Origin of the sequence: Acidovorax sp. ST3 (assembly GCF_003231145.1) — a bacterium.
Classification (GTDB): Bacteria; Pseudomonadota; Gammaproteobacteria; order Burkholderiales; family Burkholderiaceae_C; genus Acidovorax.
This window is the reverse complement of the sequence record NZ_QKVP01000001.1, coordinates 374,856-400,237: the sequence shown is the minus strand read 5'-3', so window position 1 is coordinate 400,237 and position 25,382 is coordinate 374,856. Positions and strand designations below refer to the sequence as shown.

Below are 25,382 nucleotides of genomic sequence, written 5' to 3'. Positions count from 1 at the left end.
GCCTTACTGAAAAACGCACACGCCGAGTGACTGACTTTTGGCCCGGTACATGGCAGTGTCTGCCGCGCGCAGGTAGTCGTCCACCGTCGCCAGCCTGGACGCGCTGCTGACCAACCCGATACTCGCGCCACTGATCACGGTGTGTTCGCCAATCACATAGGGCGCAGCAAGCGCGGCGGCAATCTGCTGGGCGCGTTGGCTGGCTTCGGCGGGGTCAATGGACTCCAACAGCACATTGAACTCGTCGCCGCTCATGCGGGCGACCAGATCCACCGACCGCACGCAGGATTCGAGCCTCCGCGCCACCTGCTGTAAGAGCTGGTCGCCCACATGGTGTCCGTAGCAGTCATTGACCGCCTTGAACCCGTTGAGGTCCAGCAGCAGCACAGCGAACATCGTGGCCCCACCGCGCGTGGGCACTCCATCCCCGTTCACCCCGTCGCCCTGGTGCAGCGTGATCAGTTGTGCAAGGCGGTCGCGGAACAATGGCCGACCAGGCAAGTTGGTCAGCGCATCGTAGGAGCTGCCACGCTCGGCCAGATCGCTCAACGAGCCCGCCATGCGCACCGCAACGCCGTCTTCAAACTCGGCGAGCCCGCGCCAATTGACCCATACCAGCCGCCCCGCTCCGTGGAACGCGCGGAAGTCCACCGAAAATTTCGCGCTGTTTCCGGACAGGTGCCTGCTGTAGGCTTCCTGCACACGAGCGCGATCCTCGCGGTCGATGAGTTGCTCCAGAAAGCGCCAGCCGCCCTCATACACATGATCGCGGCTCCCCAGCCCGACGATCTGGAGAAAGCGCCCTGACACATGCAGGGTGTCCGTGCGCAAGTCCCAATACCAGATGCCGTCATTGGAGCCGCGCGTCGCCAGCGAATAGCGGTTTTCGGAGCGCACCAACTCGATTTCGGTGTTCTTCTGCTGGGTGACGTCGATCATCAGGCCGATCATGCGGTTCGGTCGACCCAACTCGACCACCGCGCGGCACAGGTCACGTACCCACACGACCTTGCCCGACTTGGCAATCAGCCGGTAGCTCATCTCGTAGGCATGGCTGTGCGTGGCGTTGTAAGCGGCATCGTCGATGCGCAGGGCCTCCTCCAGATCATCGGGATGCACATGCGCCCGCCAGAAGCCCGGGTCGGCCCGCCACTCCTCGACGGAGTAGCCGAACAAGCGTTCGACCTGCGGGCTCAGAAACGTGTTGCCCACGCCAATTTCAGCCTCCCACACCACACCGTCAATGGTTTCCAGCAAGCGCAAAAAGCGCTGGCGCACCTCCACCAGCACCTGCTCGGTGACCTCGGTGATCTCGATCAGGACACCCTGGCGGCTGATCACCCGCTCTGCCGCATCCGTCTCTGGGTGAAACTGCAGACGCACCCAGCGGTAGTCCCCGTCGGCAAAGCGCAGGCGGAACACCGGCATGCCTGAGCGCATGGTGCCAATGTCATCGGGATGCACGAACTCCAGCAAAGACCTGCCCAGAGCGGCTTCCACTGAATGGCCGGTGAGCTTGTGCCACGCCGGGTTCAGATAGGTGATCTCCCACAGCGCATCGGTCTGCACCACCGCCTCGGGGAGCAGTTGCAACAGGTTTGCGGACGGCGCGGGAGTGGTGGGCATGCAGGGGTATCGCAAAACAGGTCAGAGACATGCAGGGCCGCGATGAACAAGTCCTTCACGTGTCGCGCAGCCGACTTGGGGCGGCCTGCCGGGCAGTCAATCCCGTTCCAGCATCGGGCGTGCGCGATCACGGGGACTCAGGCAACGGCGCCTTCACGGATCGGAAAATCAACCATGTGAACCAAGTATGGCATGCATCCAAGTCCTCCCTGGTCCGGCTGGTTAGGAGCCTGGAGGTTCGTGAGCCAGCAACGCCCTCCCCCGCGCTGGCTCACGCACGTCACGACGGCATCAACTGTCAGAACGCCACCTTCACCCCCAGCGTGATGTTGCGGCCCATCAGCGGCGCAGCGGTCTTGATGAACGAGGTGTGTGCATAGGCCAGGCGGTCCGTCAGATTGTTGGCCTTCAGGTACACCTGCCAGGGCGTGCCGCTGCTGAACTGGCCGTTGTAGCTCACGCCCAGGTTCAGCATGCCGTAGCCGGGCGTGGCGGTTTCAAAGTCGGCCACGCGGTTCTGGCGGGCCACCTGCACCCATTCCACCTGCCCTTCCCACGCCTGCCAGTTGGCGTCCAGCCGCACACCGGCGCGGGTGGCCGGGATGCGCGGCAGCAGGCCACCGCCGTCCAGCTTGGCGCGCACGGTGTCACCAAACAAAGTGATGCCCAGATTGCGCGTGAGGCGCTGGCGCACCTGGCCTTCAACGCCGGTGAAGGTGGCGTCGGCCTGGCTGTACTGCAGCAGCTGCAGCCCATCCAGCTCGTCCAGGGTGCGGCCGTAGATGTAGTTGTTGATGCGGTTGCGGAAGATGCTCACGCCAAAGGTGGTGTCGCCACTGGTCTTCTTCAGGCTGACATCGATGTTCTGCGAGATTTCGGAGCGCAGATCGGCATTGCCGCGTTCATACGTGCTGGTGGCCATGTGCAGGCCCTGGGCGTACAGCTCTTCGGCCGACGGGGCGCGGCTGGCGCGGGTGAACGAGGTGCCCACCTGGTAGCCGGGCGTGAACTTCCACACCGCGCCCAGCGATGCCGACGTGCCGTTGTGGCTGCGCTCGATGCCGCTGGTCTGGGCCTCGGCCGTCTGGCGGTCGTGGCGCAGGGCGGCTTCAAAGCGCCAGTCGTTCCAGCGGTACTCCTCCAGCACGAAGAGGCCTGTCTTGCGGGTCACGGTGGGCTGCACATAGGCCTCCTCGCCCTCGGCGCTGAACTTGCGCTGCGAGGTCTGCAGGCCGATCACGCCCTTGAAGCCCCCGATGGGCTCGTGCTGCAGCTCCACGCGTGTGTCGTAGGCCTTGTTCTTGAAGGTCGTGCTGATGGCGCCGTCTTCGACTTCGTCGTGTTTGTAGTCGGTGACACCCGCGCGCAGCCGCAGTGCCGAGAAGCCGGCAAACGGGTTGCGCAGCTCGCCCCGTACGTCAAAGCGTTCGCTGCGCAGGTCCACCACCGGCACATCGCCGGCCGCTGCGTCATGGTCGTGGTCATGGCCGTCGGCTTCGTCGTCCGCGTGGGCGCCGCAGTGCAGGTGGTCGCCATGGGTGTGGCAGCCGTCAAAGCTGTGGTTGTGGCCAGGCAGGCCGTATTTAGCGGTCTGGCGGGTGTAGGCGGCCCCCAGGTAGCCCTGGTCGCCCACCCACGACAGGCCCACGCTGCCGGTGTCCGTACGGTTGAAGCTGCCCAGCACCTTGCTGCCGCCCGACCAGCCCTTGCCCACGCGGTAGTCGCCCGCATCCCGCGCCACGCCTTCCACATGCACGGCGAGGTTGCCCGCACCGCCGGTCAGCGAAAAGGCCCCGGCGCCCTCGCCCGCCCCCGAGTTGGCGCGCAGCTCGGCGCTGCCTTCGTAGCCCTTTTGCGGAATGGCGGTGGGCACCTTGCCGTCCAGCACGTTGACCACGCCGCCCACGGCGCCGTTGCCATAGACCAGGGCCGAGGGACCGCGCAGCACCTCGATCTGCGTGGCCAGCAGCGGCTCGGACACCACCGCGTGGTCGGGGCTGATGGTGGAGGCGTCATGCAGCTCGGCGCCATCGCTCAGCACCTTGACGCGCGGGCCGTCCATGCCGCGGATGATGGGTCGGCTGGCACCGGCGCCAAAGTGGCTGCTGGTGATGCCTGGCTCGCTGTTCAGCGTTTCACCCAGCGTGGCCTCGCGGCGGCGCACCAGTTCATCGCCTTCCAGCACGGTGGCGGGGGTGGTCATGTCGCTGGCGCCCAGTTGCAGGCCGCTGGCCGACACGGTGACAGCAGGCAGGCTGGGTGCGGCATCCGCCGCCGCAGCGGGCGAAGGCGCAGTCTGCGCATGGGTGGCAACGCTGGTGCCAGACAACGCCAGCAGGGTTGCCAGGGCCACGGGGTGGAGGGCCGGACGGGCGCGGCGGGAAACAAAGCGGTGGGTAGAAAACGTGTGGGTCATGGTGGTGGCCTGCAACAAGGCATGCGCGGCGCTGGCGGTGCCAGCGCGCCTGCGCATGCCGACCCGCGCCCTGGGCGCGGGTTGATGAATAAAACCGCTGCAAGCGATAGTGAAATATGCGCTCGCAGCTATGAAAACAGGAGTAATGATGGGCTGCGCGCCGTGGTACGGCCGCTGGCAGCCGCCAAATCGGCCTGCATACAGCGGCTTGCATACCGCGCCCTGCGCCAGCAGGCACAACACCGCCGCGTTGCCCTGCAAGGCACACAGCGGTTACGCCGGCTGAGAAGGTGGGGCTAGGGACCCTCTGCACAAATCAGCGCGCCGTGTGCATCAGCGGGCTCGGGCGGTCTGCCGCGTTGCAAATACTCGCAATAGCTACCGCTATTGCTGCGTTTTGCGCCTTGCTGCCCTTCCCGATCCGCTGCGCCCACTTGCCGCTTGATTCGTGCAGAGGGTCCCTAGAGGTGCGCTGCGCGTCAGGCGACCGGCGGGCCGCGCGCGTGGAACAGCGCAATGTGGGGTGTGCTCGCTCGCCCCGCCGCGTGTATGGCGGGCGGCAGTGGCGCATCGGCCACGGGCAGCGCCAGCGGGGCGGCCTGCAATGCGTCGCCCAGCGCCAGTTGGTCGAGCAACAGGCAGTCCACCGGCGCGTGGTGGGCCAGCAGATAGGGGAGCCACAGACCGTGGCCGGGTGTGGCAGCGGGCCGCGCAGTGGGGGCTGGGGCCCACGTCGGCTGCCCGGGCAGCGACGACGGCGCGGCCAGCAGCCCGGCATGGGCCTGGTCCAGCGCACCTCCGTGCACCACCTGGTGCAGCCGCCCCAGCGTGGGCACTACCACCAGGGCCAGCAGCAGCCACGCCAACGCCACGCGCCGCATCACCGCGCTGCGCAGGGCGGCGGACGGCAGGTACTGGGGACGAAGAAGCGCGCGGGTCACGTCAGGAACGAAAGGGAAAAGGATTGCGGCAGAGGCTGCAGCGGGCAAAAGCCGTCGATTATTTCACCGGCACAGCGTCCACCACGCGGTAGTACAGGCCATAGGGGTCATTGGGCAGCACGGTGAACTTGCCCTCGACCACCACAGGCTCCAGCGAATAGCGCACGGGCGTCTTGGCCTTGACCTCGACCATGCTCTCGGGCCCGCCCGGCGTGCAGAACGAGCAGGTCAGCGGCACGGAGGTGAGGATGAAGTGCGTCTGCGTCGGCTTGGCGTCCAGCGGCACCATGAAGCCCTGGATGCGCTGCGTGGTCTTGTCCATGCCCTTCTGGGCGTCGTTGAACACGGGCAGGATGCCGTCCTTGGTGGTCTTTTTGCTCAGGTCGGTCAGCACCGACCAGGGCACCACGTCATTGCGCTGGGGCAGCGGGGCAATCGGGCTGTTGGGGCTGTGGTAGCCCGCACCCGACCCCGCTGGCACGGCGGTGCCAGCGCCCGCAGGCAGGGGCGACGACAGCACTGGCGCTGCGGCCGCGCCTTCCTTGGCGCGCTCAAAAGCGCCCGGCGCGGGCTTGGTGGCGCTGCCTTGCTGCGCGTGCGCACCGCTTGCCAGAACCAGCGCGGCGGCAATACAAGCCACGCGAGCCATCAGGCCGGGGATGGGCAAGGGTTTCAAGGTGCAGGACATGGCGGGGACTCCGGGCGAACGAGCATCAAAAAAACAGGCGCTCAGTGTGCGTGTTTCATGCCGCAGTATTTTCCGATGGCCAGGTTCTTGCACGCCGCCTGCAGGTCTTTCTGGCACTGGTCGTGGCCCTTGCCGGACTCCAGGCACTTGGCGGCGGCCTCGTGGGCAGCAGCCATGGCACGGTGGCGGGCGATGTCTTCCTGGGTGTCCTTGTCGTTGTGGGCTTGCGCGTGGGCCAGGGCACCTGCGAGCAGCATGGGGGCCAGGGCGAGAGCAGCGAAAAGTTTTTTCATGGAAAGACTTTCAGGTTGAGTGGCTAGAGGGTTTATGGAGGTCAGAACTCGGGGACCGCATCAGGGCTGGCTCAACAAGTCGGCCACATCGGTACGGTAGGCCTGCATGGCGGGCAGCAGCGCCGCCAAGGCCGCCACGCCGGCGGCCAGCAGCGGCACCCCGACTTCGGCGGACAGCCAGATCCAGCCCGTCACCGGCAGCAACCCTTGCGCCTGCAAAGCCCAGCCCAGGGCCTGCGCCAGGCCGTGGCCCAGCAGCAGCCCCAGGATGGACGCGAGCGCGGCCAGCCACAGCGACTCCCACAGCACCAGCCCGGCCACGCGGCCCGGGGGTGCGCCCAGCATGCGCAGCATGGCCAGGTCAGCGCGGCGCTCGCGCACGGCATTCCACAAGGCGATGAACACACTGAGAGCTGCCACGGCCAGCAGCACGCCGCCAAAGGCCCGCAACACGTCGGCGCCCACGCCCAGCAGGCGCAGCAGGCGCGTGACCTCGATGGCAGGCGCCGCCGCCTGCATTGAGGTGCCGCCGTTGATCAGGCGCGGCAGCGTGATGGCCGCCATGGGCGTGCGATAGTGCACCAGCGCCACAGTCACCTCGCGCTCTTCCTTCAGAATTTCCAGGTCTTCGGCATCGTTGGCCGTGGCGGTCTCGTGCACCATCCAGACGGATTCGGTGCTGGTCAGGATCAGCCGGTCCAGCACACAGCCGCAGGGCGCGAGCACGCCGCTCACGCGATAGGGGTGGTCGCCGTGCGCATGCCCTCCTCCACCCAGGCCATGGCTGCCGATGAAGGTGGCGCCGACCAGCGGCGCACCTGCGTGGCTGGCCTTGACAATGCCGCGCGCCACGCTGGCGCCCAGCACCGCGTCCATGGGCTGCTGCCACAGCGCGCCTTCGGCCAGCGTGGCCGCGTAGTGCGTGATGTAGTCCGGCGTGGTGCCCACGATGCGAAAGCCCTGGTAGCTGTCACCCAGGCTGAGCGGGATGACCTGCGCCACCAGTGGGTTCTTCTGCAGCGTCTGCACCTCTTGCAGCGGGATGTTGCCCGTGGGCACGTCGATGTGGAACACGCCCGCCAGGATCAGCTGCAAAGGGCTTCCCTTGGCGCCCACCACCAGGTCGATGCCGCTCAGGTCGCGCTCGAACGCCTTGTCGAGCTGCGTGGCCACCAGCAGCACCAGCGTGATGGCGGCCAGGCCCAGCGTGAGCACCAGCAGGTTGAGCACGGCCGCCAGCGGGCGGGACCAGAGGTAACGCCAGGACAGGCGAGCGAGCTTGAATACTCCTGAATTCATAGCTGCTCAGGCATATTCAACCGGCGCTCCGTGCCGATTTCATTCAAATCGAGGGTCTGGACACCCGCCAGGGCGGGCACCACACGCTGGTCATGCGTGGCAATCACCAGGCTGGCATCGCAGACGGCGGCGCTCTGCTGCAGCAACGCCAGCGCATCCGCAGCTGCCTCGTCGTCCAGGCTGGCCGTGGGCTCATCGGCCAGCAGCACCTGCGGCGCCAGCAGCACGGCCCGCGCCAGCGCCACGCGCTGCGCCTGCCCGCCCGAAAGCTGATGCGGCTTGCGCGCGGCCAACTCGGAGACCCCCACCTGCGCCAGGGCGCGCTGGATCGCCGCATCGTCGCGCGGCAGCCCGGCCGCAAAGTACGCCAGCGCCAGGTTGTCCGCCACGGTGAGTGCGCTGCTGAGGTACAGCTTTTGCGGCAGAAAGCCAATGTTGCGGGCACGCCAGGCATCGATCTCCGCCCCGCGTTGCATGCCCAGCTGGGTGCCCGCCACAAACAGGTCACCTCCGCTGGCACCGCGCAGCCCCGCCATCAGCGCCAGCCAGGTGGATTTGCCGGTGCCCGAGCGCCCCCGCAGCAGCAGCGTGCCGCCCTGGCGCAGGTCCACATCCGGAAAGCGCAGTGGCGCCGCGCCGCCCGTGGCATAGGTGTAGGAGAGCCCCCGCGTGCGGATCATGCGGCGGCGCCCTCTGCCGGGTGCGCACAGTCGGCACAGCGTCCGTGCACGGCAACGTCCACTGCCAGACTCTCATGTCCTGCAGTGGCCAGCGCCTGCAGCACCTGCTGGAGGGCCTTTTGCACCTTGGCCGAACCCTGCGACAGGCGGAACTGGCGATGGCAGTCGTCGCATTCAAAGCGCGGTGCGGCGCCTTCTTCCCCCTGCGGCGCCAGCGCGTAGCGCGTTACACGGCCGGCATCCACCTGCTTGTGCAGCAGCCCAGCGGCAGCAAAACGGTCGAGCATGCGGTAGACGGTGACCTTGTTGACGGCAACACCTGCTTGGGCCAGGGCCGTCTCAACCTCGGGCTCTGACAGGGCTGCGTCCGGCCGGGCTTGGTACACCGCCGCCAACGCCCTGGTGGCGCGGGTGGCGCGCATACCGGGAGGAAGCGACCAGGACTGGAGACGTTGAGGGGACGGTATTGGCATGGGTGGTGCGGATGAACTGCGCATAACGCAATCGGGTTGCATTATGCCCGCACGAAGCGTCCACCCCGAGGAATTTGCTCACCCACCCATCGGTGAACCCACAGATCAAGATCCAGATGCCGCCCCTGGTGGTCTTCTGCGTCGCAGCGTCAGCCCTTCAAATACCGCGCAAACGTCTTCCTGAACTTCTCCACCTTCGGCCCCACCACAAACGCGCAGTAGCCCGCATTGGGGTGGTTGGCAAAGTAGTCCTGGTGGTAGGCCTCGGCCGTGCTGTAGTTTTGCAGTGGCTTCACCTCGGTGGTGATGGCAGCGCCAAACAGCTTGTCTTGTGACATCTGGCGGATCATGGCGTTGGCGATCTCGCCGTGTTCGGGGTTGTCGTAGTAGATGCCGCTGCGGTACTGCGTGCCCACATCGTTGCCCTGGCGGTTGAGGGTGGTCGGGTCGTGGGTGTGGAAGAAGATTTCCAGGATTTCTTCCAGGCTGATCTCGTCGGCGTCGAACGTCAGGCGCACCACCTCGGCGTGGCCTGTGTCGCCCTGGCAGATCTGCTCGTAGGTGGGGTTGATGGTGTGGCCGTTGGTGTAGCCGCTTTCCACGTCAGTGATGCCGCGCACGCGGTCGAACACGGCTTCAGTGCACCAGAAGCAGCCGCCGCCGAGGGTGATGGTTTGTGGGTTGTGGGCCATGTGGGTCTCCATGCAGTTCGGGGGAAGAACGTTGCAGGCATGGTACGCGCCCTCACCCGCCGCAGTGCGGGCGGGGGCATTGGCTCTGTGCGGCTTGGCGGCTATTCCGTTTCCAAATCATTCGTGTCTAGGCGCGAAGCCGCAGATAGTGCTGTAGCACGGCAAGGCGAAGCAACAACGACACGGATGATTTAGAGCGGCTAACAAAACTCTTGTGGCGTCGTTGCTGTGTCTTGTCGTACTGCTCGTACTGCCTGCGACACAGCGCCTAGCCAGAACCGCTTCGCTGAGTTTTGTTAGCCGCTCTTAGAAGCGGAATTACTCGTACTGGCGCCCTTGCGCCATCAGCTCGGGCGTGCCGATCAGCGCATTCAGGCCGTCAAAGTCCATCATCCGGTCCTTAAATGGCGCCGTGGTCTGGTGCGTGTGCAGGCTGGCGTAGTAGCCCTGCAGCGTGTGCGCCACGGCGCGGGCCGTGCCGCCCGGAAAGATCACGATGCGAAAGCCGCGTTGCTGGAGCTCGGCTGCGCTCTGGATCGGTGTCTTGCCACCCTCGACCATATTGGCCAGCAGCGGGATGCGGTGGGCAAAACGCTGGCAGGCGGCGTCCATTTGCTCGGGGGTGCGCAGGGCCTCGATGAAGAGCGCGTCCACGCCACATTCCAGGTACGCCTCGGCGCGGTCGAAGGCTGCGTCGATGCCCTCGACGGCCAGCGCGTCGGTGCGGGCCAGGATCAGCGTGTGGGCGCTGCGGCGCGCGTCCAGCGCGGCGTGGAGCTTGCCGCGCATTTCGGCCACCGGCACCACCGTCTTGCCATCCAAGTGGCCGCAGCGCTTGGGAAAGCCCTGGTCTTCGATCTGGATCATGGCCGCGCCTGCGCGCTCAAAGCCACGCACGGTGCGCTGGGTGTTGAGTGCGTTGCCAAAGCCGGTGTCGGCATCGACGATGACGGGCGTGCGCACGCGCTCGGTGATGCGGGCCAGGGTGTCTTCCACCTCGGTGTAGGTGGTCAGGCCCACGTCGGAGCGGCCCAGACGCGTGTAGGCAATGGAGGCGCCCGAGAGGTACAGCGCCTCGAAGCCCGCCTGCTCGGCCACCAGGGCGCTCAGGGCGTCGTACACGCCGGGGGCCAGGATGGCGCGGGGTTGGTGAAGGCGTTCTTTCAACGATGAGGCGGTCATGTCTTCAAACTTTCTGGCGGGTCAGTTCGGCCGCCGTGTGCGCAGCGATGTAGCCACCAGCCACGGCGCTGAGCAGGCCGTTGCCGGAGAGGTAGCCCCAGACCGCGTCGCCCGACACGCCCCGCGCGGCGCCGCCTGCGGCCAGCAGATTGGGCAATGGCTGGCCGTGCTGGCTGAGCACGCGGCACTGGGCGTCGATGTCCAGCCCGCCCTGGGTATGGAACAGCGCGCCGGTCACCTTGACGGCGCAGAACGGTGCCTGCAGTGGACGGGTAAAAGTGCGGTGATTTGCCTCATTTTGGCCACCACCGCCCGTCAGGCTTGCGAGAGTAGCTATCAATTTTGATTCTTCGCAGCTAATGGTGGCCGCCAGTGCCTGCACGCTGTCGCAGTGCTTGACGGCACCGGCCGCCTCGGCATCGACAAAGTCCGGAAAGCTGCGCGCCAATGCGAGGATGGGCGCATCGAACACATTCCACGCCACGCCGCCCGGTTGCGCCAGCACATGCACCGAGGCTTCGGAGTAGCCCTGTGTCTCGTCGTGAAAGCGCTCGCCCAGCGCATTGACCTGGATGCCGCCTTCCATCATCAACGCCCACGAGATCAGCGCGCCCTGCGGAATGGCCCAGGAGCCGTGGCCCTGGTAGCCGCCCAGGTCGGCCAGTCGCGCCCCCAACTCTCGGCCCCAGGCGATGGCGCTGCCGTCGTTGCCGGTGTGGCCGGCGAACAGCGCGTCGCGCATCTCGGGCAGCAACTCGCGCACCATGGCCGGGTTACCGCCAAAGCCGTTGCAGGCCAGGATGAGTGCGTCGCAGGCCAGGTGCTCCAGCGTGCCGTCGGGCCGCTCGTAGCCCACGCCGATCACGCGCTGCTGGGCGTTGACCCACAGCTCACGCACGGTGGCTTCGGTGATCAGCGGAATGTCCGCCGCTGTCACCGCGTTGGCCAGGCGGCCCATCAGGCCCACGCCGGTTTTCTCGGGCGTGGCGTGCATGCGGCGCACGCTGTGGCCGGGGTACAGAAATCCATCCAGCACCTGCCACTGCAGGCCGTGGCGCGCTTGCAGTGCATCCAGCGCCGGGCCAATGGCCTGGGCGTAAGCCTTCACCAGGTGTGGCGCCGCCCTGCCCTTGGCCTTGGCGCTGATGTCGGTGGCAAACCGCTCCGGGCTGTCGTCAATGCCCGCCGCGCGCTGCGCCTGCGTGCCGGGCGCAGGGATAAAGCCGGATGACAGAGCGGATGAGCCCAGCGGCGTGGCGTCGCGCTCCAGCACGGCGCAGTCCACACCGGCGTCGTGCAGCATCAGCGCCGCAGTCAGCCCACAGGCGCCGCCACCCACGATGAGCACCGGCACATGGGCGTCTTGCGCCACGGTGCCGGGCAGGTGCTCGGCATGGCAGATGCGGGGCGTGCTCATTGACGCATTCCTGCGGAAGGGGCCGCAACAGCAGCAGTCACGGCGGCCGCAAAGTCGGCGCATGTCAGCACCTGGGCCACGTTGGCCATGTCGGCCAGCGAGGTGTCGTGCACTTCCTGCTTGAAGGCCGCGCAGCCGTCGGCCAGCACCAGCGTCTGGTAGTCGCGCATGTGCGCATCGCGCACCGTGCTGGCCACGCCCCCGTTGGTGACGATGCCGCACACCGCCACGGTGGTGATGCCCGCGCGGCGCAGCACCCAGTCGAGCTGGGTGTTGAAGAAGGCCGAATACGCCACCTTGCACACCGACACGTCCACCCACGGTGCGATCTCGGCCACATGGGCCTGGCCCGGGCTGCCAGGCGCAAAGTCGCCACGGCGCAGGAACGGGCGCAAGGCCTTGAGGTGGGGCGACACCATGGGTTCGCCCTGCGCATCGGGCCACAGGGTGAACTGGCTGCCCACCACCATGCCGCCTGCCGCCTTGAGCGCCTTGGCCACCGCTGCCACCCGGGGCGGCAGGGCCTGGGCGGCTGCGCTCACCGCGCCGCCGCGTGCATAGGCGCCATCCGGCGCCAGAAAGTCGTTTTGCAGGTCGATGATGACCAGCGCGGTGTGGCGCGGGTCGATCGTGTTGTGGCTCATGCCGTCCCCTCCCCGGCCCGCACCAGCAGATTGCCCAGTGGATCCACCGTGGCGCTGAAGCCAGGCTCCAGCCACACGGTGGTGTCAGGCTGCTCCAGGATGGCCGGGCCGTCGATGCGGGTGCCCACGGGCAGGTCCAGGCGTGCGTGGCGCGCAGCGTCCCACCAGCGGCCGGCGTGGAACACGCGCTGCACGCCCAGCGATGGGTTCACGGTGGTGGTCTGCGGGGCCAGCACCGTCAGGTCGAACTTGGGGCGCACGCCGACACGGGCGTAGCGCAGGTTCATCACCCGCACGGCAATGCCGTCGAGCACACGGCCGAAGGCGGCGCGGTAGGCGGCCTCGAATGCGGCGCGGATGCCCTCGTGGCTCAGCGCATCGGCAGCCACAGGCACCTGCACGGTGTGTGTCTGCCCGGCGTAAAGCATGTCGAGCGCAATGACCTCCTGCACCTCCACAAACTTCACGCCCGCTGAGTCCAGGCGCTGCTGGCAGGTGGCTGCGAGTGTGGCCACGCGCTGGCGCAGGTCGGCCACGTCCAGGTCGACCAGGGGTTTGTTCAGCGTCTGCACCGCGTCGTGGCGCATGTCAGCCATCACACAGCCCAGGGCGGAGGTGACGCCGGGGTAGCGCGGCACGATGCCCGTGCCCACGCCCACCTCGCGCATCATGGCGCACACATGCAGTGCGCCGCCGCCGCCAAAGGGCATGTAGGCAAACTGGCGCGGGTCGTGCCCGCGCTCGATGGACACCACGCGCACAGCGCCCGCCATCTTGGCGTTGGCCACCGTGAGGATGGCTTCGGCGGCTGCCATCACATCCAGGCCCAGGGGTCGGGCCACATGGGTCTCGATGGCGTCGCGCGACTTTTGCGCGTCCATGGCGGCCAGCAGGCCACCGCCCAGGGGCCGGTCGGCGGCGATACGGCCCAGCAGCACGTTGGCATCGGTGACCGTGGGCCGGGTGTTGCCCCGGCCATAGCAGGCCGGGCCGGGGATGCTACCGGCCGACTCGGGGCCCACCTGCAGCATGCCGCTGGCATCCACCGAGGCAATCGAGCCACCACCCGCGCCAATGGTCTCGATCTGGATCATGGGCGAGCGCACGACCATGCCAAATTCAATGGCCGTCTGTGCGGCCAACGCCGCCTCGCCCTTGGCCACCAGCGACACGTCGAACGAGGTGCCGCCCATGTCGCCGGTAATCACATCGGGGAAGCCTGCCGCACGTGCAATGGCCGCGCAGGCAATCACGCCCGCCGCCGGGCCCGAGAGCGCGGTGCGCACCGGCACATCGCAGGCCGTCTGGCGCGACATCACGCCGCCGTTGCTTTGAACGATGAGCAGCTCGCCGCCAAAGCCCTGCGTGCGCAGGTCGCCTTCCAGCCGCTCCAGGTAGCTGCCCACCACGGGTTGCAGGGATGCATTGAGCGTGGCGGTGGAGCAGCGCTCGAACTCGCGGATTTCGGGCAGCACCTCGCTGGCGGCCGTCACATGCGGGTTGGGCCACACGCTGCGCACGGCGGCCACGGCGGCCTGCTCGTTGGCAGGGTTGGCGTAGGTGTTGATGAAGAACACGCAGACGGCCTCGCAGCCCGCCGCCAGCAGCGCGCGGGCCTGGGCCTTGACCTGCTCCACATCCACCGGTGTGTGCACCGTGCCGTCGGCCAACACGCGTTCGTCCACCTCCAGCCGCAGGTTACGCGGCACGATGGGCTCGAAGCTGCCGCGCAGGCCCCAGGTCTGGGGCCGGTCGCGGCGGCGCATCTCCAGCACGTCGCGAAAGCCGCGCGTGGTGATGATGCCGGTGCGCGCCACCTTGCGCTCCAGCAGCGCATTGGTGCCTACGGTGGTGCCGTGCACGATGGTGGCGATCTGCCCGGCCGAGTCGGCCACGCGCGCCACGCCGTTCATGAAGCCGCGCGCCTCCTCACCCCGGGTGCTGGGCACCTTGACGATGCGGGCGCTGCCGTCGCGCTCATCCAGCACAAACAGGTCAGTGAAGGTGCCGCCCACGTCCACGCCCACCACATAGGATGCCTCGTTCAAAGCCTTGTCCGAAACCTTGCCGCTGCTCATGCCTTGCCTTTCATTACGGCGGGGGCGCTCACATAGCCCATCGCCAGATCCTTCTCACGCGCTGCCGCATCCCGCGCAGCCGGGGCACCGTAGCCACCGCCACCGGGGGTCTCCAAGCGCACGCGCTCGCCCTGCTTCAGGCGGATGCCAATCATCTTGGAGCGCATGGGTGGCTGCTTCCATTCACTATCGTTTTCATAGCTGAAGACGTTCATGGAACCGGCGCTACCGCCCGCAATGCCTTGCGGTGCGGCCTTGCCGCGCTCGCCAAATATGAAGACCTCGGCGTCTTGTTCCAGCAGCTCAATCTCATAGATGGCGCCCAGGCCACCCCGGTGCTGGCCGTCACCGCCCGAATCGGGCCGCAACGCCCACTGCGTGAAGCGCACGGGGTACGCCGCCTCCAGGATTTCGAGCGGCGGGATGGTGGCGGTGGAGATGGGCGCGTTGCCGTGGCTCATGCCATCGCCATCGCTGTGGCCGCCGTGGCCGCCGCCGAAGAAGCTGAACATCACCCAGCGTTGGCCCTTGCGCGCGGCATCGGTGCGCAGCCCGGCGATGGACAGCGCGTTGATCGTGCCGTAGGCCTGGGCCATGGCGCGTTTGGGGTCAGCTTGCGCGGTAGCGCTGAAGATCACATCGATCATGCGCAGGATGGTCTCGGTGTAGCCACCCACGGGGCGCGGGCGCGCGGCGCTGATGACCAGGCCCTCGGGCAGCACAAAGTCCACGGCATCGAGCACACCCGCATTGGCAGGTACATCAGGGAACAAGTGTTTGAGCGCCACATAGCACGCCGCAATGGCCGTGGCGCGCGAGATATTGACCGGCCCCGCGCACTGCGGCGAGGTGCGCGAGAAGTCGAGCGTGAGGCGGTCGCCCTGCACGGTCATGTCGAGCGCGATGGTCAGCGGCTCGTCCTTCACGCCGTCGTTGTCCAGAATGTCGCTGAAGCTGTAGCGCCCGTCCGGCAGCGCCGCAATATGCGACTGCATGAGCTTGACGGCACGCGTGCGCAGCTCACCCATGGCCTGCTGCACCTGGGCATCGCCATACTGGTCCAGCAGGTCGTGCAGGCGGCGCTCGCCCAGATCCAGCGCGGCCAGCTGGCCGTTCAGGTCGCCCCACAGGCTGTCGGGCAGGCGGGTGTTGGCCTTGAGGATGGCGAGCACGTCGTCGTCGAACACACCGCCCCGCACGATGCGCACGGGTGGGATCTGCACCGCTTCTTGCCAGCACTCGGTGGCGGCCGGGTTGTAGTTGCCGGGCACGTTGCCGCCCACGTCGTGCCAGTGCGCGGCCGATGCCAAGAAGCAGAACAGCTGCCCGTTGCGGAAGAACGGGCGCACCAGCTTGAAGTCGTTGGCGTGGGTGCCGCCCTCGTAGGGGTCGTTGAACAGCCAGGTATCCCCCGCCGTGATGCCGCCGCGCTCGCCCGCCGCCCGCATGGCCGCACGCACGGCAAACGCCATGGCACCCACAAACACCGGCAGACCGGACTTGCCTTGCACCAGCGTGTCGCCCGTGGTGGCGTCGTACAGGCCGTGGCAGGCGTCGTGCGCCTCGGCAATGATGGGATTGAACGCGCTGCGATACAGCGTGGCGTCCATCTCGTCGGCGATCTGTTCCAGCCGACCGCGCAGCACGGCCAGAGTGACCGGGTCCATGACTGGGTCCATGGGCGGCGGGGTGGGGGTGTGTTCAGCCATGCAGGGGCTCCTTGCCAAAGCGGGCGCGCAGCTGGTTCATCAGCCCACCGGCACGCACCATGTCCAAAAGAAACGGGGGAATCGGGTCGCAGGCCAGCACACGCCCGTGGGCGGTGGTGACCGAAGGTGTTTGTTCGTTCAGGGTGATGCCCTCCCCCTCCTCGATGGCGTCACCCTCGGGGCAGGTCAGCAGCAGCAGGCCCAGGTTGAATGCGTTGCGAAAGTAGAGGCCACTGAACGACGGCGCAATCACCGCCGCCACGCCCAGGCGCACCAGCACGGCAGCCGCCTGCTCGCGCGACGAGCCAATGCCAAAGTTGGGCCCAGCCACGATCACATCGCCTTTGCGCACGCCCGCCACAAAGTCGGGGCGCACGGATTCGAGGCAATGGCGCGCCAGCACGTCGATGCCGTGCTTCATGGCGTGGCCGGGTGCCAGCACGTCGGTGTCGATGTCGGCACCCAACTTCCAGACGCGGTGGATACTCGTCATGCCAGCACCTCTCGGGGGTCAGTAATGCAGCCACGCAGCGCCGACGCCGCAACGGTGTACGGCGAGGCCAAGTACACCTGCGCTGTGGGCGAGCCCATGCGGCCCTTGAAATTGCGCGCCGTGCTGGAGATAACGTTGGTGGCGTCGCCCACCGTGTCGCCATAGCCCGCGCAGGCCCCACAGGTGGTGGGAAACAGCTCGGCCCCTGCGTCCTGCAGCACCTGCAGCACGCCTTCGGCCTGGGCGGCGGCCTGGTCGCGCTGGCTGGCGGGCGCCACCATCAGGCGCACGCCAGGGGCTACCTGCTTTCCACGCAGTACGCTGGCGGCGGCGCGCAAGTCGTCCAGCTTGGCGCCAGTACAGGCGCCGATGTAGGCCACATCGATGCCCTGCCCCGCATGCTGCGCCACGGGTGCGGCATTGGCGGGGCTGTGCGGGGCGGCGACCTGGGGCGTGAGTGTGGTGGCGTCGAAGGTGTGGCGCGTCAGGTCAGCGCCTTCGTCCGTGCGCCAGGCATCCAGCCCCTGCAGATCTGCATCGGGCACACCCGCAGCCCGCAGCCAGTCGCGGGTGGTGTTGTCGGGGGCAATCAGCCCGGCCTGTGCGCCCAGCTCGGCGCTCATGTTGGACAGGGTCATGCGCTCTTGCATGCCCAGCGCCTGCACGGCGGGTCCGGCAAATTCCACGGCCTGGTACTGGCCGCCGTTCATGCCAAAGCGGCCAATCATGTGCAGCATCATGTCCTTGGCGGTCACGCCCGCAGCCAGCTGGCCGCTCCAGTGCATTTGCAGGGTATGGGGCACGCGCAGCCAGATCTCACCGGTGACCACTACGCCCAGCATCTCGGTGCTGCCGATGCCAAACATGTAGGCGCCAAACGCGCCGCCCGTGGGCGAATGCGAGTCGCCGCCCACGCAGAACATGCCGGGGCGGATGTGGCCGTGCTGGGGCACCACCACATGGCAGATGCCCTGGCCGTCGTACACATGGGGCAAATCCTGCTCGCGCGCCCAGTCGCGGGCGATGCGCACGATGCGGCGGGATTCGTCGTCGCGCTCGGGCAGGTAGTGGTCCATCACCAAGACCACGCGGCGCTTGTCCCAGATCTGGGCGCCCAGCTCTTCCAGCATGGGCTTGAGCCGGCGTGGGCCGGACGAGTCGTGGAACATGGCCAGATCGACGCGGCAATTGACGATCTCGCCGGGCGTGACGCGGTCGCGGCCACTGGCGCGGGCCACGAGCTTCTGCGCTAGCGTGCTCGGGGGGCTGAGTGGGAGGCTCATTCGGGCTTGGCTCCGGAAAACTGCACCACCTTGGCCCAGCGCGGAATCTCGGCATGCACAAAACGCGCAAACTCCTCGGGGCTGTTGCCTACGGGCACGGCACCTTCGTGCTCCAGGCGCCGCTTCACATCGGGCGAGGCGATGGCCTGGCGCGCGGCGTCGCTGATGCGCCTGGCCAGCTCCGGGTTCATCTGCCCCGGGCCGAACAGCCCGAACCAGGCACTGGACTCATAGCCGGGTAGCACCTCGGCAATCGCGGGCACATCCGGGAAGGCTGGCAGGCGCTGCGCACTGGTCACCCCCAGCGCCTTGAGCTTGCCTGCGCGGATCTGCGCCTGGGCGTTGCCCACGGCGGCAAACATCAGCTCCACCTGCCCGGCCAGCACATCCTGCAGCGCGGGCGCGGTGCCCCGGTACGGAATGTTCACGATGTAAGCACCCGACTGCATCTTGAACGCGTCCCCCGCAAGGTGCAGGGACGAGCCCACGGCGCCGATGGCAAAGTTGAGCTTGCCGGGCTTGGCCTTGGCCAGGGCGATCAGCTCGCGCACATCCTTGGCGGGCACAGCGGGGTTGGCCACCAGCACCGAGGGCGAGGTCGCCACGCAGGTGAGCGGAGTGAAGTCCTTGATGGGGTCGAACGGCAGGGTCTTGTACAGACTGGCGTTGATGGCATGGCTGGTGAAGCTCATCAGCAGGGTGTTGCCATCGGGCGCGGCCTTGGCCACCGCGTCGGCCGCGATGTTGCCGCCCGCGCCAGGCCGGTTCTCGACAATGACGGTGCGGCCCAGCAGACGGCCCATTTCGATGGCCAGGGTGCGCGCCAACGTGTCGGTGGAGCCACCGGCCGGGGCACCCACCAGGATGCGGATGGGGGAGTTGCTTTGGGCGAGCGCCAGCGGGCCCTGCCACAGGGCGGGCGCGGTGCCCAGTGCAACCAAGAGGTGACGGCGTGATGTCATGGCGTGTGTCTCCAATCCTGTAGTGCGTTGTCTTGTGGGGTGGGCGAAGGCATCACAGCCCTAGGTATGCCCTGCGCAGGTCGTCGCTGCGCAGCAAGTCGGCGGGGGCGCCCGAGAAGCGGATGCTTCCGTTCTCCATCACGTAGGCGCGGTCGGCGATTTCGAGGGACTGGCCCACGTTCTGCTCCACCAGCATCACGGCGAGCCCGGTGGAGCGAAGCTGCCGGATCAGGCCAAACATCTCTTCGACCAGCAGGGGCGACAGGCCCAGCGAAGGCTCGTCGAGGATGAGCAGGCGCGGCTCGGCCATCATTCCGCGGCCAATGGCCAGCATCTGCTGCTCGCCACCGCTCATGGTGCCGGCGAGCTGCAGGGTGCGCTCCTTCAGACGCGGAAAGGTGGCAAACACCTTGTCGATGTTCTCCGCCCGGCGCTCGCGGGCCCGGGTGAAGCTGCCGAGCGCCAGGTTTTCCATCACGCTCAGGTTGGGGAAGATCTTGCGGCCTTCGGGCACCTGGATCAGGCCGGCCTTTACGACCTCGGTGTAGTGGGCGCCGCTGAGGTCAACCCCATCAAACACCACCTTGCCCGCCCAGGCCTTGTAGATGCCGCAGACCACGTTGTTGAGCGTGGACTTTCCGGCACCGTTGCTGCCCAGCAGCGCCACGGTTTCGCCAGGCAGCACCTGCAGATCCACACCCCGCAGCACTTCCACCCGGCCGTAGCCGCCGCGCAAGCCGGTGATTTCCAGCAAGGGAGAGGTGCTCATGCAGCCTCCTGCGGTGCGGCGGCGCGCAAACGGGCGGCGGTGCCGTGGCCCAGATAGGCCTCGATCACGCGCTCGTCCGAGGTGACCTGCGCGGGGTTGCCCTGCGCGATGAGCTGGCCCTGGGCCAGCACCCACACATGCTCGGCCAGGTTCATCACGGCCTGCATGACGTGTTCGATCATCAACACGGTCACGCCACCATCGGCAATGCCGCGCACCACGGGAATCATCTCGGCAATCTCCTGGGGGTTGAGGCCGGCCAGCACTTCATCGAGCAGCAGCAGGCGCGGCCGGGTGGCCAGGGCGCGCGCCAGCTCCAGGCGCTTGCGGCCGGCTACCGTGAGGTCGGCCGCGGGTTTGTCCAGCTGCGGGGCCAGGCCTACACGGGCTGCGACTTCGCTGGCCAACTCCAGGGCGGCACGGCGATTGGGCTCCTTGAGGTGGGCGCCCACGGCAATGTTTTCACGCACGGTCTGCGCTGCGAATGGCTGCACGATCTGGAAGGTGCGCGTCATGCCCAGTCGGGCGTTGAGGTGCGGGGCCTGGCCGGTAATGTCCTGGCCCGCAAAGCGCACGGTGCCTGTGTCGGGCCGCACAAAGCCCGACATGAGGGCGAAGAGCGTGGTTTTGCCCGCGCCGTTAGGCCCGATCAGCGCGGTCAGCGAACCTTCTGGCACCGCCAGGCTCACGTTTTGCACGGCTTTCAGGCCGCCGAAGGATTTGCTCAGCCCGCTGAGCTGCAACAGGTCATTTGCCATGACGGCCTCCCGAACGTTTCCACACCGCCACCACCGACTGCCCGATGCCCGCAATGCCACGGGGCAAGAACATCACGATGAGCACCAGCACCACGCCGTAAATCACCATGTTGATGCCCGGCAGTTGGCCGAACAGGTTGCGCGTGACGTCGGCCAGGATGTGCAGCACCAGCGCACCCAGCACAGGACCCCAGACGGTGCCGATGCCACCCACGATGGCGGCCACCAGGGCCTCCACCGACGTGACAGAACCGTAGGCAATGCCCGGGTCGATGTACTGGAACACCTGCACATAGAACGCCCCGGCTGCGCCCATGAAACCGCCCGACAATGCGATAGCGCCCATCTTCACGTTGAAAGGATTCACGCCAATGGCGCGCGCCGCGTCTTCGTTGTCGCGCACGGCCTGCAGCCAGGCGCCAAAGCGCGAGTTCTTGAGCCACCAGCTGACCAGCAGCGCCAGCGTGACCAGCGCCAGGATCAGGAAGACAAAGCCTTTGCGCGAGCCGAACTGCATGTTGCCAAGCGACTCCTTGAGCGGCAGCATCAGCCCCACGCCCGCCCCGGTGAACGGCACCGACAGCGCCAGAATGCGAAACACCTCGGCAAAAGCCAGCGTGACCAGCGCAAAGTACGAGCCCTTGAGCCCATAGCGGAACGACAGCCCGCCCACGAACAGCCCCACCAGCGCGCTGCCAGCCACCGCCATAGGCAATGCGATCCAGGGGTTGATGCCCCCTTGCATCTGGGCAATGGCCTGGATGTAGGCGCCCGTTCCGAAGAACAGTGCGTGCCCGAACGAGAACTGCCCGCCAAAGCCCCCGAGGATGTTCCACGCCTGCGCCAGCAGCGCCGCGTAGAGCGACATCATCACGAAGTTGAGCAACACGCCGGAATCGGAAAACGCGGCGATGGCCGCCACGACGACGACAAACAATCCAATGCTTGCAAGCTGCTTCATGCCTTGGCTCCAAACAAGCCCTGCGGGCGGAACAGCAACACTGCGATAAAGATGGCAAAGATGCCGATCTGACCCAGTGATTCACCCAGGTACAGGCCGCCCAGCGACTCCACCACGCCGATCAGCAGACCGCCCACCAGCGCGCCGGTGAAGCTGCCCATGCCGCCCAGCACCACGATGGTGAACGCCACCAGCACAAAGCCGCTGCCGACCTGGGGGTTCACGTAATACGCGGGCAGCAGAAAGCAGGCGGCAGCACCCAGGCAGGCCAGGCCAATGCCAAAGCTCATGGCATACACATGGTCCACGTTGATGCCCATGAGCTTGGCGCCGTGCTTCTCCTTGGCCACGGCGCGAATGGCGCGGCCCAGGTCGGTGCGGCCCACGATCCACAGCAGCACGGCCGACACCACCAGGGCACCAGCAAAGGCGACCAGCTTGGGCAAGGCGATCATGGCGGGACCCACCGCCACGGTGGTGAGGGTGTAGGCCGTGTCGATGGTGCGTGTGTCGGATTTGAAGAACAACAGCGCGAGGTTTTCCATCACGATGGAAATGCCCAGCGTGACGAGCAGGATGTTTTCGTCCTTGCCATGGCTGGCGCGGTTGATGACCAGGCGCTGCAGCGCATAACCCAGGGCAAACATGCCCGGCACAAGGATGGGCAGCGCCAGATAGGGGTCCAGCCCGAAGTGCTGCTTGAGCAGGTACACCGCGTACAGCGCCAACATCAGCGACGCGCCATGCGCGAAGTTGATGATGTGCAGCACGCCGTAGATCAGCGTGAGCCCGAGCGCGATGAGGGCATACACCGCGCCCGTGGTCAGGCCGTTGAGGACCGACGGAAAGAGAATGCTGAGGTCGAACATGGAGGGAATGGGCGCCATTCAGGCAAAGGCGCGGCCTGGCGCCTCGGTATGAGGCGCCCCGCAGCCCCCGTCATCAAGGCTTAAAAGTGGTGGGTGTCAGGCCTTCAGCGGGAAGAGTGGGTCCGCTTCGCGGTAGTCACGCGGGATGATGACCTTGATGTCCTTGTTCAGCACCTGGGTCATGAGCGGCTGGGCGCCCTGGTTCTGCCCGGCCACGAACTTGGTGGGGCCGTACGGCATGATGTGATCGGCAAAGGTGCTCTTTTCCAGTGCGTCGATCAGCGCCGCGCGGTCTGCCGACTTGGCACGCTCCAGCGCATCGGCCAGCAGCCACATCGAGGTGTAAGTCATGAACAGCTCGTAGCTGAAGAACAGGCCCTTGGCCTCGACGCGCTTCTTGAGGTCCTGCGCGCGCTTGTCCTTGGGGTTGAACCAGTGGTTGCAGTCGATGATGCCGTTGGCTGCGTCCGGAAACTCCTTGACGAACTTGTAGCTCGACGCCGCACCGCCCAGCACCGAATAGATGGCCTTGGGCGTGACCTTTTGCTGCTGCATGGTGCGCACCAGCAGCGCGTATTCGTTGTAGTAGTTGGCGGGGATGACGATGTCCGGGTTCACCGCCTTCATGCGCAGCACGATGTTGTTGAAATCGCGCGTGGGATTGGCGTGCTTGATGACCTCCTTGACTTCGTAGCCGTAGCCCGGCAGTTCGCGCGACAGCAGCTGGGCAGTGCCTGAGCCAAACAGCGATTCCTCGTGGATGATCATCACCGTCTTGGCGGGCTTGCCGGCTGCGGTGTTCAGCACATGCAGGTTGGCCATGGCGGTTTCAGTGCACTTCTTGTAGCCCGGGCCAAAACGGAAGGTGTTCTTCAGGCCCCGTTCCACGATCTGGTCGGCCACACCCACATCCACGATGTGGGGCAGGTTGTATTTGGCGGCGGCCTGCGTGGTGGCCAGGCAGATGGCCGAGGCAAACGCCCCCACCACGGCTGAAACGCCCGCTTCATTCATCTTCTCGACCTCGGCGGCACCGGGCTGGGGCTGCGACTGCGCGTCGCCCAGCAGCGCTTCGAGCTTGGCACCGCCCAGGGCCTTGATGCCGCCCGCCTTGTTGATGTCCTCGATGGCCATCATCGCGCCTTCACGGCATTGCTGGCCCGAATAGGCCAATGCCCCGGTCACGGGGTGCAGCACCCCCACCTTGACGGACTTGGCCTGGGCACCGCCCACCAGTGGGAAGGCCAGTGCCGACGCGGCGGCAGCCGACTGGGTCATGAAATGGCGGCGAGTACTCATGGGCATTCTCCTGGCAGGTAGGTAGGGTTGAGGTGGGGGATGGAATTCAGTGGAACTGGGCCGACAGCTCTTTGCTGACCCAGACCTTGGCATCGATGCTGCCCACGCGGGACAGCTGCATTTCATATTCGTAGCGGTCTGGCCGGTACAACCCGTGCAGCCATTGCACCGGGCGCTCCTGGTCGTCGTAAATGAGGCGGCGCACGGCCAGCAGCGCCGATCCCACCGAGACATCCAGGTGCCTGGCCACCACGGCATCGGCCAGCTTGGCCGAAATAGTCTGGTGCGCGCGGCCTACCTTGACGCCGGATTCTTCAAGCAGCACCAGAATGGGTTTGCGTGCCAGCTCACGCCGCCCAAACTGGCGCGCTATGTCGGCAGGGACATAGGTGGTGATATGCGACAGCGGCCCCTCTTTGGTGCTACGAACGCGCACCGCTTTTTGCACGGCATCGCCGACTGCGATGTTCAGCGCCCCGGCCACCGCGCGGGACGCGGTAACGGTATCCACATCCAGCACCTTGACGGAGGTGCGTAGGCCCATGCTGACCAGGTTCTCGAGCAGGCCGGTCAGGTGCGCCCGGCTGTTTTCGCCGTCGCCACCTGCGTCGTTTGCGTGGGTCGCAGCGGGGGGGACCGGCCGGGTGCCCCGGCCGGGCTCGCGGGAGATCATGCCCTCGCCCTCCAGCAGCTCCAGCGCGCGGCGCACCGTCACACGCGCTACGGCGAACTGCCGCATCAGCGCCAGCTCGCCCGGCAGGCCATCGGCAAACCGGCCCTCCTGCAACTGCTCGCGCAGCACCAGATAGATCTGGTGGTACTTGGGGAGTGGCAGGTTGTTGGACGGCATGGAGGTCATATTAGGAATAGTTCTAATGTCCTGTCAATAAGACATTTAGGAGTGAAATTTGCCATGCTGAGGACATTTGCGTTGCCGGTGCACAGCACCGAGTGCACGCAACCGCCGTGCCAGCCAACGGCGCTTCGACACCCAACACGCGCCTTTTTTGGCGGCACAGGGCACGGCCGCATTGACGCTCTTACAGGCATTGGCTACATTACTAACCAGTCAGTCATTAAAAATAGCCGGTTTGACCACTCCCCCCCCAACCTCCACTGCCACGACCAGCACCAAACGCGAGCGCCGCAAGGAAGCCCGCCCGGGAGAGCTGCTGGAGGCCGCACTCGACCTGTTTGTCGAGAAGGGGTTTGCCGCCACACGGGTGGACGAGGTGGCGGCGCGCGCCGGAGTGTCCAAAGGCACGTTGTTTCTGTACTTCCCCAGCAAGGAAGAACTCTTCAAGGCCGTGGTGCGCGAGAACATCGCCGGGCGCTTTGCCGAATGGAACAACGAGCTGGAAAGCTTTGTGGGCACCACCAGCGAGGTGCTGCGGTATTGCTATCAGGTCTGGTGGGAGCGCATCGGCGCCACCAAGGCATCCGGCATCACCAAGCTGATGCTGAGCGAAGCACAAAACTTCCCCGAAATCGCCCAGTTCTATCAGCAAGAGGTCATCCTTCCCGGCCAGGCGCTGGTCCGCCGCATCCTGGAGCGGGGCATTGCCCGGGGCGAGTTCCGCCCGGTGAACCTGGACTACGCGGTGTACCTGGTGCTGGCGCCCATGATCTTTTTGACGCTGTGGAAACACTCGCTGGGCGCCTGCGTGCCCGACTCGATGGAGATGACGCCCGAGCAGTACATCGAGACCCAGGCGGACAACATCCTCCACGGCCTGTGTGTGCGCCCTGAGGCATCCGCCGGCACAAGCGCCAGTCACGATCCGTCGGCTGGCGAACAGCCCTTCCCCTCTTCTCTCACCCCCTCCGCCAAGCGCTCGCGCACCTCCTGA

Annotated in this window: 24 protein-coding genes; 1 reads left to right on the top strand and 23 read right to left on the bottom strand. The window is 66.7% G+C overall.

The window, feature by feature from the left end; translation table 11 throughout:
* Nucleotides 1–3: 3 nt before the first annotated feature.
* The 23 genes from DNK89_RS01795 to DNK89_RS01685 form a co-directional block, all read right to left on the bottom strand.
* Nucleotides 4–1,626 carry a sensor domain-containing diguanylate cyclase gene (locus tag DNK89_RS01795; RefSeq protein WP_110958664.1) on the bottom strand — a complete coding sequence of 541 codons (1,623 nt, stop codon included), beginning with the start codon at nucleotides 1,624–1,626 and terminating at the stop codon, nucleotides 4–6.
* Nucleotides 1,627–1,924: 298 nt separating this feature from the next.
* Nucleotides 1,925–4,042, bottom strand: a complete 2,118-nt coding sequence (locus tag DNK89_RS01790; protein WP_110959150.1) for a TonB-dependent receptor domain-containing protein — start codon at nucleotides 4,040–4,042, stop codon at nucleotides 1,925–1,927.
* 479 nt (nucleotides 4,043–4,521) lie between these two features.
* A complete protein-coding gene (locus DNK89_RS01785; RefSeq protein WP_238990659.1) occupies nucleotides 4,522–4,983 on the bottom strand; it encodes a hypothetical protein in 462 nt (153 codons plus the stop codon).
* 58 nt (nucleotides 4,984–5,041) lie between these two features.
* Nucleotides 5,042–5,671, bottom strand: a complete 630-nt coding sequence (locus DNK89_RS01780; RefSeq protein WP_110958662.1) for a DUF3299 domain-containing protein — start codon at nucleotides 5,669–5,671, stop codon at nucleotides 5,042–5,044.
* Between the two features lie 41 nt (nucleotides 5,672–5,712).
* Nucleotides 5,713–5,964 (bottom strand): hypothetical protein, encoded by a 252-nt coding sequence (locus DNK89_RS01775; protein WP_110958661.1) that lies wholly within the window; start codon nucleotides 5,962–5,964, stop codon nucleotides 5,713–5,715.
* Nucleotides 5,965–6,024: 60 nt separating this feature from the next.
* Nucleotides 6,025–7,263 carry an FtsX-like permease family protein gene (locus DNK89_RS01770; RefSeq protein ID WP_110958660.1) on the bottom strand — a complete coding sequence of 413 codons (1,239 nt, stop codon included), beginning with the start codon at nucleotides 7,261–7,263 and terminating at the stop codon, nucleotides 6,025–6,027.
* Entirely contained in the window at nucleotides 7,260–7,943 is a 684-nt protein-coding gene (locus DNK89_RS01765) for an ATP-binding cassette domain-containing protein (RefSeq protein WP_110958659.1), read from the bottom strand. The genes DNK89_RS01770 and DNK89_RS01765 overlap by 4 nt, the downstream gene beginning before the upstream one ends.
* Nucleotides 7,940–8,365 (bottom strand): transcriptional repressor, encoded by a 426-nt coding sequence (locus DNK89_RS01760; RefSeq protein WP_110958658.1) that lies wholly within the window; start codon nucleotides 8,363–8,365, stop codon nucleotides 7,940–7,942. Before DNK89_RS01760 ends, DNK89_RS01765 begins: the two co-directional genes overlap by 4 nt.
* A gap of 200 nt (nucleotides 8,366–8,565) precedes the next feature.
* Nucleotides 8,566–9,108: a peptide-methionine (S)-S-oxide reductase MsrA gene (msrA, locus tag DNK89_RS01755; RefSeq protein ID WP_110958657.1), complete on the bottom strand. Its 543-nt coding sequence runs from the start codon at nucleotides 9,106–9,108 to the stop codon at nucleotides 8,566–8,568.
* A gap of 318 nt (nucleotides 9,109–9,426) precedes the next feature.
* Nucleotides 9,427–10,290, bottom strand: coding sequence for an oxaloacetate decarboxylase (locus DNK89_RS01750; protein WP_110958656.1), 864 nt, complete (start codon nucleotides 10,288–10,290; stop codon nucleotides 9,427–9,429).
* Nucleotides 10,291–10,294: 4 nt separating this feature from the next.
* On the bottom strand, nucleotides 10,295–11,707 hold the full coding sequence (locus DNK89_RS01745) for an FAD-dependent oxidoreductase (RefSeq protein ID WP_110958655.1): 1,413 nt from the start codon (nucleotides 11,705–11,707) through the stop codon (nucleotides 10,295–10,297).
* The gene (locus tag DNK89_RS01740; RefSeq protein ID WP_110958654.1) at nucleotides 11,704–12,351 is read right to left on the bottom strand and encodes a cysteine hydrolase family protein; all 648 of its coding nucleotides are present in this window, start codon (nucleotides 12,349–12,351) and stop codon (nucleotides 11,704–11,706) included. The genes DNK89_RS01745 and DNK89_RS01740 overlap by 4 nt, the downstream gene beginning before the upstream one ends.
* Complete coding sequence (locus DNK89_RS01735; RefSeq protein ID WP_110958653.1) at nucleotides 12,348–14,429, bottom strand: hydantoinase/oxoprolinase family protein; 2,082 nt, start codon at nucleotides 14,427–14,429, stop codon at nucleotides 12,348–12,350. Before DNK89_RS01735 ends, DNK89_RS01740 begins: the two co-directional genes overlap by 4 nt.
* The gene (locus DNK89_RS01730; protein ID WP_238990658.1) at nucleotides 14,426–16,138 is read right to left on the bottom strand and encodes a hydantoinase B/oxoprolinase family protein; all 1,713 of its coding nucleotides are present in this window, start codon (nucleotides 16,136–16,138) and stop codon (nucleotides 14,426–14,428) included. Before DNK89_RS01730 ends, DNK89_RS01735 begins: the two co-directional genes overlap by 4 nt.
* Nucleotides 16,131–16,631 carry a 3-isopropylmalate dehydratase gene (locus DNK89_RS01725; RefSeq protein WP_110958652.1) on the bottom strand — a complete coding sequence of 167 codons (501 nt, stop codon included), beginning with the start codon at nucleotides 16,629–16,631 and terminating at the stop codon, nucleotides 16,131–16,133. The genes DNK89_RS01730 and DNK89_RS01725 overlap by 8 nt, the downstream gene beginning before the upstream one ends.
* Nucleotides 16,628–17,914 (bottom strand): 3-isopropylmalate dehydratase large subunit, encoded by a 1,287-nt coding sequence (locus DNK89_RS01720; RefSeq protein WP_110958651.1) that lies wholly within the window; start codon nucleotides 17,912–17,914, stop codon nucleotides 16,628–16,630. The genes DNK89_RS01725 and DNK89_RS01720 overlap by 4 nt, the downstream gene beginning before the upstream one ends.
* A complete protein-coding gene (locus tag DNK89_RS01715; protein ID WP_110958650.1) occupies nucleotides 17,911–18,876 on the bottom strand; it encodes a tripartite tricarboxylate transporter substrate binding protein in 966 nt (321 codons plus the stop codon). Before DNK89_RS01715 ends, DNK89_RS01720 begins: the two co-directional genes overlap by 4 nt.
* 52 nt (nucleotides 18,877–18,928) lie before the next feature.
* Nucleotides 18,929–19,645, bottom strand: coding sequence for an ABC transporter ATP-binding protein (locus DNK89_RS01710; protein ID WP_110958649.1), 717 nt, complete (start codon nucleotides 19,643–19,645; stop codon nucleotides 18,929–18,931).
* Nucleotides 19,642–20,403 carry an ABC transporter ATP-binding protein gene (locus tag DNK89_RS01705; RefSeq protein ID WP_110958648.1) on the bottom strand — a complete coding sequence of 254 codons (762 nt, stop codon included), beginning with the start codon at nucleotides 20,401–20,403 and terminating at the stop codon, nucleotides 19,642–19,644. Before DNK89_RS01705 ends, DNK89_RS01710 begins: the two co-directional genes overlap by 4 nt.
* Complete coding sequence (locus tag DNK89_RS01700; RefSeq protein WP_110958647.1) at nucleotides 20,393–21,364, bottom strand: branched-chain amino acid ABC transporter permease; 972 nt, start codon at nucleotides 21,362–21,364, stop codon at nucleotides 20,393–20,395. Before DNK89_RS01700 ends, DNK89_RS01705 begins: the two co-directional genes overlap by 11 nt.
* The gene (locus DNK89_RS01695; RefSeq protein ID WP_110959148.1) at nucleotides 21,361–22,233 is read right to left on the bottom strand and encodes a branched-chain amino acid ABC transporter permease; all 873 of its coding nucleotides are present in this window, start codon (nucleotides 22,231–22,233) and stop codon (nucleotides 21,361–21,363) included. The genes DNK89_RS01700 and DNK89_RS01695 overlap by 4 nt, the downstream gene beginning before the upstream one ends.
* A gap of 96 nt (nucleotides 22,234–22,329) precedes the next feature.
* A complete protein-coding gene (locus DNK89_RS01690; protein ID WP_110958646.1) occupies nucleotides 22,330–23,532 on the bottom strand; it encodes an ABC transporter substrate-binding protein in 1,203 nt (400 codons plus the stop codon).
* Between the two features lie 46 nt (nucleotides 23,533–23,578).
* Nucleotides 23,579–24,391, bottom strand: a complete 813-nt coding sequence (locus tag DNK89_RS01685; RefSeq protein WP_015014064.1) for a GntR family transcriptional regulator — start codon at nucleotides 24,389–24,391, stop codon at nucleotides 23,579–23,581.
* Nucleotides 24,392–24,623: 232 nt separating this feature from the next.
* Here DNK89_RS01685 and DNK89_RS01680 point away from each other — a divergent pair, with 232 nt between their 5' ends.
* Nucleotides 24,624–25,382, top strand: coding sequence for a TetR/AcrR family transcriptional regulator (locus DNK89_RS01680; protein ID WP_110958645.1), 759 nt, complete (start codon nucleotides 24,624–24,626; stop codon nucleotides 25,380–25,382).